Source organism: Microcoleus pseudofavosus SVA1_A4 (genome assembly GCF_036700565.1).
Lineage (GTDB): Bacteria > Cyanobacteriota > Cyanobacteriia > Cyanobacteriales > Microcoleaceae > Microcoleus.
Window position 1 is genome coordinate 39,619 of the sequence record NZ_JAUBPE010000057.1, and the last position, 12,448, is coordinate 52,066.

Sequence of the window (12,448 nt, forward strand, 5' to 3'; positions counted from 1 at the left end):
TCTAGCAGGAATCTCGCCAGAAGATCCAACTCGAATTCTCAATCTACAACCGCTGAGGAATTGCTATGCCAACTACCAATACCCTACTAGAAAGCGAGTATGCAACAGCCCAACTTGATGTCACCGAACGGGCTAGGCTGGAAGAACTGGAATCCATTGTAGAAAATGGACTTCAGACTTTTTACGAAGTTGGCAAAGCCCTTGATGAAATTCGGGAACAGAAATTATATCGGGAAACCCAAAAAACTTTTGAGGCTTATTGTCAGGATAAGTGGGGCATAGCAAGACGGACAGCAGATCGATTTATAGGGGCAGCACGGGTAATGGAAAATTTGAGACCCATGGGTCTCAAATTTCCAGCAAACGAGCGCCAAGTCCGTCCTCTAACAGGATTATCGCCAGAACTGCAACTCGAAATCTGGCAAGAGGCTCTGGAGTCATCGCCCAATGGTATGCCCACTGGTGCAGCAGTTCAGCGCTTGGTTGAACAGCGATTTCCATCACTAGGAAGCGGGCGAACTGGCAAGGATGATGCTTCAGAATTGGAGAAATTGCGATCGGACAATCAGCGCCTTAGAGAGCAAATCCGAGAGCAAAACAGAGAGAGGGATCGCCGTGCTGCATCTGTGGCGTTGGAATTGGAGCAACTTCGAGCCGAAAACAGGCAGTTGAAAGCTGAACTGCGGCAGCGGGATAAAGATTGGGAAATCCGTCTGGCCGTTGAGAGAATAAAAATTAGAGAGGAAGTTAGGGCTGAACTCAGGGAGGAAATCAGGGCTGAAATCAAAGCCGAATATGAAGGGCAAATTAATTCCCTCACTCAGCAACTAGCGGAAATGACAAAAAACTATCAAGCTGTATTAGCCAGACTCACAGCTTTAGAAGGAGCAAAATAAAAAATGGTAACGCTACTTGAAAATCCACTGCGCGTCGGTTTGCGAAAGGAACGGGTGCCGGAACCGCAAATTCTGGTAATCTTCGGAGCTTCTGGAGACCTCACCCAGCGCAAACTCGTACCAGCAATTTATCAGATGAAGCGCGATCGGCGCTTGCCACCGGAAACTACCGTAGTGGGAGTAGCCCGCCGCCCTTGGAGTCACGATTACTTCCGAGAGCAAATGCGCGAAGGCATTGAAGAATTTGGCGGCGGCATTGGCAATGAAGAATTTTGGCAAGATTTCGCTCAAGGTTTGTACTACTGTCCGGGCGACATTGACAACCCCGAAAGCTATCAAAAACTCAAAGCTTTCTTAGCCGAACTCGACGAAGAAAGGAGAACTCGCGGCAATCACATATTTTATCTCTCGGTTTCCCCGAACTTTTTCCCAGAAGCAATTAGGCAACTGGGCGCGGCTCAAATGCTGACCGATCCAGTAAAACACCGCTTGGTAATTGAAAAACCCTTCGGCCGCGACTTGAGTTCGGCAAAAGCTCTCAACCGAGTCGTGCAGAAGGTTTGCCAAGAACAGCAAGTTTACCGGATCGACCACTATTTGGGTAAAGAAACTGTTCAGAATTTAATGGTGTTCCGGTTTGCCAACGCGATTTTTGAACCGCTGTGGAACCGACAATTTGTCGATCACGTACAAATTACAGTTGCAGAAACAGTAGGCGTAGAAGACCGGGCCGGTTACTACGAATCCTCCGGGGCCCTGCGGGATATGCTGCAAAACCACTTGATGCAGATTTTCTGTCTGACGGCGATGGAACCGCCGAATTCCCTGGACGCTGACAGCATCCGCACCGAAAAGATGAAAGTTCTGCAAGCAACTCGCTTGGCAGATTTGAATAACTTGGACTTCTCAGCGATTCGGGGTCAATATTCCGCAGGTTGGATGAAGGGCAAACCCGTGCCAGGATATCACGAGGAACCGGGGGTTGCTCCCAACTCCACAACCCCGACTTTTGTGGCGATGAAGTTTACGATCGACAACTGGCGCTGGCAGGGAGTGCCTTTTTACCTGCGAACCGGCAAACGGTTGCCGAAAAAAGTCAGCGAAATTGCGATTCAGTTTCGCGAAGTGCCCCTGATGATTTTTCAGTCGGCGGCCCAACAAACTACCCCCAACGTTTTGACCATGCGCGTGCATCCCAACGAGGGGATTTCGCTGAGGTTTGAGGCGAAAATGCCGGGGCCGGATTTGCGGACGCGGACGGTGGATATGGATTTCAGTTACGGTTCTTCGTTTGGGGTGACATCCTCGGATGCTTACGATCGACTGTTAATTGACTGTATGCTAGGCGACCAAACTTTGTTTACCCGTTCTGATGAAGTGGAAGAAGCTTGGCGGGTGGTAACGCCGGCGCTGATGGCTTGGGAATCGTCCAACGAACAGGAGTTGGTTCCTAAATACGAAGCGGGTACTTGGGAACCGGCGGAAGCAGAACTGCTGATTAACAGAGACGGCCGCAAGTGGCGAAGACTTTAAGAGTCAGTTGACAGTTGACAGTTGACAGTTGTCAGTTGACAGTTGACAGTTGTGATTAGCTAAGAGTTGCTAACTAAGAATCAATCACTAATGACTGATGACTGATGACTAATAACTAACAATCAATGACCAATGACTAATGACCAATGACTAATAACTAATAAGAAAGGAGACAAGATTTATGACGATGACACCGATGAAAGCTCCGCCTCTGGTTTCGCTGCAAAGTCCTAAAGATGTGTCGATCGACCAAATAGAGGCAGAACTCAGTAAAATCTGGGAAAGTTACAAAGAATCTGGGTCAAAGGGCGATTTTCCGATCGCGACTAGGGCAACAACTTTTACTTTTGTAGTCTACGAACCGGAAGAAACTCAACAGTTATTGGGGGATCTGGGGTTTTACGAGGGGCCGATCGACGGTATTAGCGGGCCGATGACGGCATCTAGCATCAGGGCGGCTCAAAAAGCTTACGGAATGGCGAGAACTGGCAAACCTAGCGCTGAATTACTGGCAATGTTGCGGGAAGAAGTGGCTCGCAAAAATTCCAGTGGCGAGCTTTTGGGCCCGACTGGCTTGGGTTCAGGCGGTTCGGGGGTGGCTGACGCGATTGTGGCTGCCAACCCCTGCCGGATTATTGCTCTGTGCCCGACGGGGGGGGAAGATACGGGCGTGCAGGCTCAAGTGGCTGCTTATTGTCCGGTTCACAAGCGCAGCAGTGGCAATCTGATCTGCTGCGAGTACATTACGCTGCGGGGTACGGAAGCTGCTCTGGAACGGGTGAGTGGCATTGTGACGGCGCTGATGATTGCGGATTTACCAAAGTTGGTGTGGTGGAAAGCGAATCCAGATGCCGATCGAGGTTTGTTCCAGCGGCTGGCGGAAACTAGCAGTTCTGTAATTATCGACTCTAGCAGTTTTGCTGAGCCTGAAGCGGAATTGTTGTTGATGCAAAGTCTGATCGAGGAGGGAATTCCGATCGCGGATCTGAATTGGCGGCGGCTGGCCGCGTGGCAAGAGTTGGCTGCTGAGGCTTTTGACGCCCCAGAACGCCGCGCTGCGATTGGGGAAATCGATCGGGTGACGATCGATTACGAACAAGGAAATTCTACTCAAGCGCTGATGTATTTGGGTTGGCTGGCGAGCCGACTTCAGTGGCGTCCGGTTGCTTTCCAACAGGAAGAGGGAGATTACCAAATCAAGCGAATTAAATTCGCGGGTGCCGACGAACGGGTTGTCGAAGCCGAGTTGGCTGCTATTCCTACTGCGGATTCGGGCGATGTCCCGGGCGATTTGATTGCTCTGCGTTTGAATTCTACGAACGAAAAAGCTGACTGCGGTACAGTTCTGTGTTCGGAAGCGGGTGGCTGTATGCGGATGGAAACGAAAGGGGGCGCTCAGACCGATCGGTTTAACCAGGTGAGTCCTCTGTTCGACCAGGTGACGGAACAATTGCTGGGTCAGCACTTGCAGAGTTGGGGCCGAGATGTGCTTTACGAAGAAAGTTTGGCAGTGACGGCTCAAATGCTGAAGTTAGCTAAACAGTAAAAAGAAGGAAGTTCGGCAACGGATTCTGTAACGGATGTAACGGATGTCGGGAAGAAGGAAGAAGGAAGAAGGATTGAGTTAGTATTCAGTGGGGCAGGCAATGTCTGCCCTACTTTTTTAGGAGTTATGAGTTTTGAGTTTTGAGTTTTTAATTAATAATGTTCTTTGACTCAAAACTATAAATTACTTCTAAAAATCAACGAAATTACTATTATTCTTCTCATTCTTCCTTCGCGCCCTTCGCGTCTTCGCGGTTCGTTAAATATGTATTTTTTGTAACTAATATAGAACTATGACTTTAGTAATTGCTGGCGAACGCAGCGGGGCGGGAAAGACTACTGTAACGATCGCCCTTTTAGCTTATTTAATCCGCCGCAGCTTCAATGTTCAATCTTTTAAGGTTGGTCCCGATTACATTGACCCGATGTTTCATGCTTTTGTTACTGGTCGCCCCTGTCGGAATTTAGACCCGGTATTAACGTCTGAATATTATGTAAAAAAGTGTTTTTCTCGTCACATTCAAGAGGTCAATTATGCCTTAGTTGAAGGGGTAATGGGTTTATTTGACGGTGTTTCTCGGAAGAAGGAAGAAGAAAGTTCGGCAACGGATTTCGTAACGGATGTAACGGATACAAGTTCGGCAACGGTTGTACGAGATGTAAAGGATTTAACGGATTTAAGGAAGCCAGAAGGAAAACAACACTATTCTATTTCCTTTGCTTCTACGGCTCATGTTGCTTCTTTGCTGAATTTGCCGGTATTGTTTGTGATCGATTGCAGCAGGCTCTCTGGTTCTGTGGCTGCGATCGCCCACGGTTTTCGTTCTTTTAACCCTGACCTTAAATTCGCTGGTTTGGTGCTCAATCGGGTGGCGAGCGATCGACATTTGGAACTGCTTCAAGATGCTCTCAAACCGCTCAATTTACCGATTTTGGGCGTTTTGCGTAGGGATGAGGCTGTTAGTATTCCCGATCGACATTTGGGGCTGATTCCTGCTGAGGAGTTGCCGAATCTTCATGCTGCGATCGATAAGTTGGCGGATTTGGCTGCTGTTAGTTTTGACTGGGAGCAACTTTTGCCTTTGTTGGCTGCAACTCGAAATGGGGGTGAGGGGTCTGAGCAACTTTTGGGTAGGCACGGTCTCCCTTCGGGAATTGTAACTCAAAAAGATGATGTTGTCAACTGTTTGGGAAAACAATTTGGAGTGAGGATTGCAGTTGCGCGCGATCGGGCGTTTAATTTTTACTATCAGGACAATCTTGATTTGTTGGAAGAGTTGGGCGCGGAGTTGGTGTTTTGGAGTCCCCTTGATGACTCGGTTTTTCCTGACAATGTGCAGGGGTTATATTTTGGCGGCGGTTTTCCCGAGGTGTTTGCTCAAAATTTGAGCGGTAATATTTTAATTCGGGATGCGGTAAGAAGTGCTATTTTTTCGGGAATGCCGACTTATGCGGAGTGCGGCGGTTTGATGTATTTGTGCGATTCTATTGTAGACTTCGATGGCAATTCTTGGCCAGGGGTGGGAGTGTTGGAAACTGCTGCTGCGATGGGAAAGCGTTTGACGCTGGGATACCGAGAAGCTGTGGCGGTGAGGGATAGTTCGGTGTTAACTGCTCTCGATCGGGTTTGGGGACATGAGTTTCATCGATCGCATTTAACTGTGGAACCGAGTAATCCAGTTTATCACAGTTGGAGGTATGGGAAACGGGGGGAAGTTGAGGCGGTTGCGGAAGGTTGGGGAGTTTGTCAGGTGCACGCTTCTTATTTGCATTTGCATTGGGGTGCTCGCCCTGATATTCCGGCTCGTTTTTTGCAGCAGTGTGCTGATTTTGATTGTAAGGGTAATTTGGGCGATCTGACTTAATTAATATTTTTTTAACGAACCGCAAAGACGCTAAGGACACGTAGGAAGAGAAACAAGAGGAAGCAGAAGATAGGTAATGTCTGTAGCGCTTTGGCAGTAAATCAATTAAGTTTTTTGTGGAACAAGTAGAAAAGCCTATTCCTGGCTGTGTCCCGTGTAGAAATTAAGCGATCTTACTATTTATATTAGAATATTTATGACGGAGAAAGCTAGGGATATTGGGATTTATGAGCGAATCACTTTCGACTAAGCAGTTGTCCGCACAATGGGTGACACCGGAGAATTTTCGGAGTTACGGTCAAGTTATCTTTGCGGCGGTTGATGGCAAGTCTTTCGATGCTGAGGACGCTCAGTTAAACTTGCAAAATGGCATTCCTAGATTTTACATTATGCGGCTCCAGAAAGAAGGTCGCAAGTTTGGCAAAATTACCCGTCACATTCAATGTACTCAGTGTTTGGGTTCTTTGGAGGGGAAGGATTGGTTGATGGCGGTTGCGCCTCATGGGGATAGCTATACACCGAGTTTAGAGGAGATTGCTGCTTTTCGGATTCCGGGCAATTGTTTTATTAAGTTAGATGTGGGGACTTGGCACGCTGGGCCGTATATTGATGCGGATTTTGTTGATTTTTACAATCTGGAATTGAGCAATACTAATGTGGTTGACCATTTTACCTTTGATTTGGTAAAAAATTACAATCTGGAATTTGAGATTGTCTGAATGTTGGCGATTTGTAGTTGTGCTTTTTTCTGGGTGATTATGGTTATAGGTTGGTTTTTTGAGTAAGATTTTTTAACCGCAGAGGGCGCAGAGGACGCAGAGGAGGAGAAGGAGGGGGTTCGCAAGTGATTGGGGAATTTTTTTTGTCTCACTAGGCTGAGTAGCAACTAGGAAGGATCGAGTTTACAAGTGTTAAATTTAGGTGCAATTTTCATGCCTGAGCAAAAGTATAGCATTGTTCTGCGCGAATGTCGTTTGTTAGGTGCGATCGACAGTCAAACAGTGGATATCGCCATTGATGGGGACAAAATAGCCGCCGTAGCGTCGCAGATTCCCGAATTGGGAGAATCCGAAATAGACGTTGGAGGCAAATTAGTCAGTCCCCCGTTTGTTGAGTCGCACATTCATCTCGATTCGGCTTTGACTGCGGGGGAACCGCGATGGAATCAAAGCGGCACTTTGTTCGAGGGAATTCAAATTTGGGGGGAACGAAAGCAAAGTTTAACTCTGGATGATGTCAAAAAACGGGCTGTTGAAACTTTAAGGATGCAAGCGTCTCAAGGGATTTTGTTTGTCAGGAGTCACGCTGATGTTAGCGAACCGACGCTGACTGCTTTGCAAGGACTTTTGGAAGTGCGGGAACAAGTCAAAGATTGGATGACTCTGCAAGTTGTGGCTTTTCCCCAAGACGGGATTTACGGAAGTCCAGAAAATGACAAACTTTTAGAGAAATCTCTGGATATGGGTGCGGATGCTGTGGGCGGAATTCCGCATTATGAGTTGACGCGGGAAGATGGGGTAAAGTCGGTTGAGCGAATTTTTGAACTTGCTGAAAAATACAATAGATTAATAGATGTTCACTGCGATGAAATAGATGATGAACAGTCGAGATTTTTGGAAGTAGTAGCGGCTTTTGCGATTAGAAGCGGGGCGGGTTCGCGGGTGACTGCAAGCCACACGACGGCTTTCGGTTCTTATAACAATGCTTATGCTTTTAAGCTGATGGGAAGTTTGGCAAAATCGGGAATTAATTTCATCGCCAATCCTTTAATTAATATCACCCTGCAAGGCCGCGCTGATACTTATCCCAAACGCCGTGGGGTGACGCGGGTTAAGGAGTTGTGGCAGCAGGGATTGAATGTGAGTTTTGGCCACGACTGCGTGCAAGATCCCTGGTACAGTTTGGGTACGGGAAATATGTTGGATGTCGCTCATATGGCGGTTCATGTTTGTCAGATGACGGGAATGGCTGAAATTGCAGCTTGTTTTAATATGGTGACTGTCTGCGGTGCGAAAACTCTATTTTTGGGAGATGAAAATTACGGGATAGATGCGGGGAAATCTGCAAATTTGATTGTGTTGGATGCTGACGATTGTTACGATGCAATTAGGAGGCGCGCTGCGGTTCGGTATGTGATTTCGCGGGGTAAGTTGTTGGCGGAAACTGCACCTGCTAAGATTAGTTTTTATGGTATTTGACAAACAATATTTGAAGCTGTTAAATTGTGAATCAAGGTGCTATTCCCGATGAGAGTCCGAGAAATTTGCAGGAGCAACTTCTGTTGCAAGATGCTAAAGCTAGCGTCGGCAAGCGAATTCAAGGCAGTGCAGATAAGCCGTTGGGAGATGCTCCCAGATTGGTTGCTAATTACGGAGGGAAAGTCGGTGATTGGGTTAAAATGGTTAGTGCCCAAACCGCAGTAATTGAGGGAGCAGTTGTTGAAGTACATTGGTTCAGAAATAACGAGACTGCCCAAACTGTTGAGTTCAAATTCAAACGTACATATCCTAAAGCTGCACTAAAAAATCTGTAGTTATAAAAAACATGAAAATTCGCTGTATTGCCAATACAGGTAATGCTCTCCCTGAAAGTTACCTCAAGCCAGAGTTCTATTTTACGAAAGAATTGGAATTTCCCCTAACGCTTGGCAAGGAATATGTTGTCTACGCTCTTTACCAATCGCAGGATAATGTTTGGTATTATATTTGTGATGATAGCTACACCTATTATCCCATGCAGAATCCTGCACCGCTGTTTGAAGTAGTTGACAGCCGAGTTTCTAAGTATTGGCGGTTTGAACTAGCACCGAGTGGGCGGTTAGAGATTGCTTTTGAGCAGTGGTTTACTGACCCTTGTTTTTATGATAAGCTGACGGATCAAGAAGAGGCGGAGGTGGAAATTTTTGATAAGGTTAAGGAATTGATGGATGCTGAGGATTTTACTTTGCCTCCGCTGGATGTTGCAGTTGAGAAGTTGCGGGAAACTGTCAGTGTTTGAGTTGGGAAAGTGGGTAGGTAAATTTAGTCTTTTGCCGTTGATTCAAACAGCTTTTTGACAAATAACATCTGCAACTGTTAAACTATGAATCAAGGTGCTATTCCCGATGAGAGTCCGAGAAATTTGCCGGAGCAATTGCTCCTGGAAGATGCTAAGGCTGGTAATTGCATAGTCATTCATTGCGGTACAGATAGACTGTTGGGCGATGCACGGAGACTTATGGCTGTTTATGGCGGGAATTCTGAAGATTGGGATAAAATGACAAGTATTGAGGCTTTTGAAATTAATGGAGCTTCCGTACAAGTCCATTGGTTTCGGAACAGTCAGACTCTTCAAGATGTGGAGTTTAAGTTCAAGCGACAGTATCCCAAAACAGCCCCTAAAAATCTGTAGGTAATCAAGTTATGAAAATTCGTTGTATTGCTAAGACTGGTGAATCTCTTCCTGAAGAATATATAGATCCGCCACGCGGTTACACTAGAAAGGTTGAGTTACCGCTAACTATAGGCAAGGAATATGTTGTTTATGCTATCCGAGAATGGAAAGGGACTATTTGGTACTACATCTGCAATGATAATTATAGCTATTATCCCATCCATAATCCGGCGCCGATGTTTGAAGTGGTTGACAGCAGAATTTCTAAGTATTGGCGGTTTGAACTTTCGCCCAATGGGTTGTTAATGATCGTGTTTGAAGAGTGGTTTACTGATCCTTATTTTTATGATAAGCTGACGGATCAGGAAGAGGCGGAGGTTGAGATTTTTGAGAAGGTTAAGGAATTAATGGATGCTGAGGATTTTACTTTGCCTCCGCTTGATGTAGCTGTTGAGAAGTTGCGGGAAACTGTCAGTGTTTGAGTGGGAAAAGTGCGATCGCAAATTGTTTCTTTACCACCTTGATTCACATACCTTCACATGGTATAAAATAGGAAGCAGCATAATTGGGTTAAAAAATGAACGATAAAATTGAAACTCACAATAACTATGAGATACTAGACGGCGAGGATGATGTTTTGTTATTGGGTCAAGCTACTTTTACGGTGGGTAGGTTTAAACAGCTAGCCGGCAGTAACTTTCAGAAGATGCTTCTGACTAATGCACCAGAAACTAACCAACGTCATAAGGCGATAATTGAGTGGATGACAGAGGTACAGATTAACGAAGAAACAAAAATTAGAGGAGGGGAAATAAACTGGAACTCCCCTCAAGAAGGAATTGATTGTCAAATCCTCAAGATAGGTTCTAAGGGTTGGCAAAAAGGAAAGCTTCAAATAGCCATTAATACAAATTGGCAGCCTGGGAAACAGCAGGTATGTATAAAGTTTTGTCCTGATGAACCAGCAAAGCAAAAATCGCCTTTAGATGATATCAGACAATCCGAGGAATACAAAAAACTGAGCAATAACAACTGACAGCCCGATCGCGCTTACAATACAATAATCGATCGCACTTATATCTGAATCTTAGATTTTTAACCGCAGATGGGGGCGGATGAACGCGGATGAACGCTGATGTTTTTTTGGGAGGGACTGATGGTAAATGTAGAAGAATATGTCGATCGCACCGCTGAACTGATAAACTTACCCCTAAACCCGGAACACCGCCCCGGTGTTGTGGTAAACTTCGAGAGGATAGTGGCGATCGCCCAACTCGTTACTGAATTCCCTTTACCCCACGAAATCGAAGCTGCGCCAGTGTTTGAACCTTAGATTTTTAACCGCAGATGAACGCAGATGAACGCAGATGAACGCAGATGAACGTAAATTTTTAGCACAAGCGGATGCAGTCGCCACAGCATCGGCGGTTAAAAGTGGTAAAATTACAGCGACAGCGGTTGTGACTGCGGCATTAGAACGAATTGCCGATCGAGATAACGTCCTCAATTGCTTTACTGCAATCACTGCATCAAGCGCACTCGCAGCAGCCGAAAATATAGATAATTCGATCGCAAATAACCAAAACCCAGGCCCTTTAGCAGGCGTTCCCTTCGCTGTCAAAAACCTGTTCGATATCGGCGGAATTACTACTCTAGCAGGGTCAAAAATCAACGCTGACAATCCTCCGGCTACCCAGGACGCGGCGGTGGTCGCCCGACTCAAACAAGCCGGGGCTGTGCTCGTGGGTACGCTCAACATGGATGAGTACGCCTACGGTTTCGTCACGGAAAACAGCCACTACGGGCCGACTCGCAATCCCCGCGATACTGCGCGCATCGCCGGCGGTTCCAGCGGCGGTTCCGCAGCCGCAGTCGCCGCCGGTTTAGTACCCATCACTCTCGGTTCGGATACTAACGGTTCCATCCGCGTACCGGCTGCTTTGTGCGGTGTCTTTGGGTTTAAGCCTACTTACAGCCGTTTGTCGAGGGCTGGCGCTTATTTATTTTCGAGTAGTTTGGATTGTGTGGGGCCGTTTGGGCGATCGCTCAGAGATATGGCGCTGCTGTACGATATCCTGCAAGGCCCTGATGATCGCGACCCAGTTTGCACTCAACGCCCGCCAGAACTTTGTTCGCCGCAGTTAAATCAAGGCATCGAAGGATTGCGAATTGCTGTTGCTGACGGGTATTTCGCCACAGGGGCCGAACCGGAAGCAATGGATGCTGTAGAAATAGTTGCTAAAGCCTTGACAAATGTCTTGGATTGTGGTACTGGCACAGAAAAAACAACAAACCCCCCAAAAATAGGGGGGCTTGCAACTGTCAGCATACCGGAATCCGATCGCGCCCGGGCTGCGGCATTTATCATTACCGCCTGCGAGGGCGGAAACTTGCATTTGGACAATTTGCGATCGCGCCCTCAAGACTTCGATCCTGCCACGCGCGATCGCTTTTTAGCGGGAACCCTGATCCCTGCGACTTGGTACTTGCAAGCCCAGAGATTCAGACAGTGGTACCGCGATCGAATTCGCGAAATATTCCAACAAACAGACATCATCCTCGCACCCGCAACCCCGATTGCTGCCCCTGAAATTGGCGTCGAGAAAATGGTAATAGCCGGACAAGAAATCTTAGTGCGTCCCAATCTCGGACTGTTCACCCAACCCCTATCATTTATTGGCTTGCCCGTTCTTTGCGTGCCCGTACAGCGGCCCGGCGCTTTGCCCTTGGGGGTACAAATTATTGGTGCTCCCTACAGCGAAGCGGTGATTCTCCGAGTCGCTGCGGTACTAGAATCGCAAGGCATTATATCTGCCGAATCAATTTAGTGCTATTTCTAGGGTTTGTTGTTGCGGTGGAAGCGTCTCTTAGTGCGTCTGGCAATAGCTTTGCGCTTCTGCTTTTCGAGGGGGGTTTCAAAGTGGCGGTGTTTTCTCATGTCGGGAAAAATTCCCGCTTTGGAAACTTGTCGCTTAAACCGTCGTAGGGCTGACTCAATCCCTTCATTTTCGCCTATTACAACTTGGGTCATTATTTCTCCTTAGTGTTTGTTAGATCAAGTTTTATCATATCAAGGTTTTTGACCGCGCGACCTGTTGAAGGTCGGGCGATCGGCCAAAAACCTTAAAATTATACCAAATCCGCTGCTAAGTTGTTGCGCTTCTAGATAGTGTATGGCGATAGAGGGAGGGGGAGAGGGGGAGAGGGGGAGAGGGGGAGAGGGGGAGAGGGGGTGAG

At 47.1% G+C, this 12,448-nt stretch carries 14 protein-coding genes; 13 read left to right on the forward strand and 1 reads right to left on the reverse strand.

All coding sequences use genetic code 11. The annotated features are described in order from the left end of the window. Positions 1–65 precede the first annotated feature (65 nt). The 13 genes from QUA02_RS22250 (at position 66) to QUA02_RS22310 (ending at position 12,039) form a co-directional block, all read left to right on the forward strand. Entirely contained in the window at positions 66–896 is an 831-nt protein-coding gene (locus QUA02_RS22250; protein WP_333030720.1) for a hypothetical protein, read from the forward strand. A 3-nt stretch (positions 897–899) separates the two neighbouring features. Continuing rightward, positions 900–2,429 carry a glucose-6-phosphate dehydrogenase gene (gene zwf, locus QUA02_RS22255; RefSeq protein ID WP_333030722.1) on the forward strand — a complete coding sequence of 510 codons (1,530 nt, stop codon included), beginning with the start codon at positions 900–902 and terminating at the stop codon, positions 2,427–2,429. Between the two features lie 181 nt (positions 2,430–2,610). Beyond that, the gene (gene opcA / locus QUA02_RS22260) at positions 2,611–3,975 is read left to right on the forward strand and encodes a glucose-6-phosphate dehydrogenase assembly protein OpcA (RefSeq protein WP_333030724.1); all 1,365 of its coding nucleotides are present in this window, start codon (positions 2,611–2,613) and stop codon (positions 3,973–3,975) included. A gap of 292 nt (positions 3,976–4,267) precedes the next feature. Beyond that, complete coding sequence (locus QUA02_RS22265) at positions 4,268–5,839, forward strand: cobyrinic acid a,c-diamide synthase CobB (protein ID WP_333030726.1); 1,572 nt, start codon at positions 4,268–4,270, stop codon at positions 5,837–5,839. 227 nt (positions 5,840–6,066) lie between these two features. Beyond that, the gene (locus QUA02_RS22270; protein ID WP_333030728.1) at positions 6,067–6,558 is read left to right on the forward strand and encodes an ureidoglycolate lyase; all 492 of its coding nucleotides are present in this window, start codon (positions 6,067–6,069) and stop codon (positions 6,556–6,558) included. A gap of 213 nt (positions 6,559–6,771) precedes the next feature. Then, the gene (codA, locus tag QUA02_RS22275; RefSeq protein WP_333030729.1) at positions 6,772–8,037 is read left to right on the forward strand and encodes a cytosine deaminase; all 1,266 of its coding nucleotides are present in this window, start codon (positions 6,772–6,774) and stop codon (positions 8,035–8,037) included. Positions 8,038–8,063: 26 nt separating this feature from the next. After that, a complete protein-coding gene (locus QUA02_RS22280) occupies positions 8,064–8,372 on the forward strand; it encodes a hypothetical protein (RefSeq protein ID WP_333030730.1) in 309 nt (102 codons plus the stop codon). Between the two features lie 11 nt (positions 8,373–8,383). Continuing rightward, positions 8,384–8,836: a hypothetical protein gene (locus QUA02_RS22285; protein WP_333030732.1), complete on the forward strand. Its 453-nt coding sequence runs from the start codon at positions 8,384–8,386 to the stop codon at positions 8,834–8,836. 84 nt (positions 8,837–8,920) lie between these two features. After that, the gene (locus QUA02_RS22290) at positions 8,921–9,229 is read left to right on the forward strand and encodes a hypothetical protein (RefSeq protein WP_333030733.1); all 309 of its coding nucleotides are present in this window, start codon (positions 8,921–8,923) and stop codon (positions 9,227–9,229) included. A gap of 11 nt (positions 9,230–9,240) precedes the next feature. Further along, entirely contained in the window at positions 9,241–9,693 is a 453-nt protein-coding gene (locus QUA02_RS22295; protein WP_333030734.1) for a hypothetical protein, read from the forward strand. Positions 9,694–9,788: 95 nt separating this feature from the next. Further along, entirely contained in the window at positions 9,789–10,247 is a 459-nt protein-coding gene (locus QUA02_RS22300) for a KGK domain-containing protein (protein ID WP_333030736.1), read from the forward strand. Between the two features lie 120 nt (positions 10,248–10,367). Then, positions 10,368–10,544 carry a DUF4089 domain-containing protein gene (locus QUA02_RS22305; RefSeq protein ID WP_333030737.1) on the forward strand — a complete coding sequence of 59 codons (177 nt, stop codon included), beginning with the start codon at positions 10,368–10,370 and terminating at the stop codon, positions 10,542–10,544. Positions 10,545–10,578: 34 nt separating this feature from the next. Beyond that, on the forward strand, positions 10,579–12,039 hold the full coding sequence (locus QUA02_RS22310) for an AtzE family amidohydrolase (RefSeq protein ID WP_333030738.1): 1,461 nt from the start codon (positions 10,579–10,581) through the stop codon (positions 12,037–12,039). Between the two features lie 8 nt (positions 12,040–12,047). On the opposite strand, the gene rpsU is transcribed toward QUA02_RS22310, so the two are convergent. After that, positions 12,048–12,242 carry a 30S ribosomal protein S21 gene (rpsU, locus tag QUA02_RS22315; RefSeq protein ID WP_006632476.1) on the reverse strand — a complete coding sequence of 65 codons (195 nt, stop codon included), beginning with the start codon at positions 12,240–12,242 and terminating at the stop codon, positions 12,048–12,050. Positions 12,243–12,448 lie beyond the last annotated feature (206 nt).

What these genes read in the sequence shown, in the direction of transcription:
- QUA02_RS22250 (WP_333030720.1), top strand. Translation starts at nt 66, where the DNA reads ATGCCAACTACCAATACCCTACTAGAAAGCGAGTATGCAACAGCCCAA.
- zwf (WP_333030722.1), top strand. Translation starts at nt 900, where the DNA reads ATGGTAACGCTACTTGAAAATCCACTGCGCGTCGGTTTGCGAAAGGAA.
- opcA (WP_333030724.1), top strand. Translation starts at nt 2,611, where the DNA reads ATGACGATGACACCGATGAAAGCTCCGCCTCTGGTTTCGCTGCAAAGT.
- QUA02_RS22265 (WP_333030726.1), top strand. Translation starts at nt 4,268, where the DNA reads ATGACTTTAGTAATTGCTGGCGAACGCAGCGGGGCGGGAAAGACTACT.
- QUA02_RS22270 (WP_333030728.1), top strand. Translation starts at nt 6,067, where the DNA reads ATGAGCGAATCACTTTCGACTAAGCAGTTGTCCGCACAATGGGTGACA.
- codA (WP_333030729.1), top strand. Translation starts at nt 6,772, where the DNA reads ATGCCTGAGCAAAAGTATAGCATTGTTCTGCGCGAATGTCGTTTGTTA.
- QUA02_RS22285 (WP_333030732.1), top strand. Translation starts at nt 8,384, where the DNA reads ATGAAAATTCGCTGTATTGCCAATACAGGTAATGCTCTCCCTGAAAGT.
- QUA02_RS22290 (WP_333030733.1), top strand. Translation starts at nt 8,921, where the DNA reads ATGAATCAAGGTGCTATTCCCGATGAGAGTCCGAGAAATTTGCCGGAG.
- QUA02_RS22295 (WP_333030734.1), top strand. Translation starts at nt 9,241, where the DNA reads ATGAAAATTCGTTGTATTGCTAAGACTGGTGAATCTCTTCCTGAAGAA.
- QUA02_RS22300 (WP_333030736.1), top strand. Translation starts at nt 9,789, where the DNA reads ATGAACGATAAAATTGAAACTCACAATAACTATGAGATACTAGACGGC.
- QUA02_RS22305 (WP_333030737.1), top strand. Translation starts at nt 10,368, where the DNA reads ATGGTAAATGTAGAAGAATATGTCGATCGCACCGCTGAACTGATAAAC.
- QUA02_RS22310 (WP_333030738.1), top strand. Translation starts at nt 10,579, where the DNA reads ATGAACGCAGATGAACGTAAATTTTTAGCACAAGCGGATGCAGTCGCC.
- rpsU (WP_006632476.1), bottom strand. Translation starts at nt 12,242, where the DNA reads ATGACCCAAGTTGTAATAGGCGAAAATGAAGGGATTGAGTCAGCCCTA.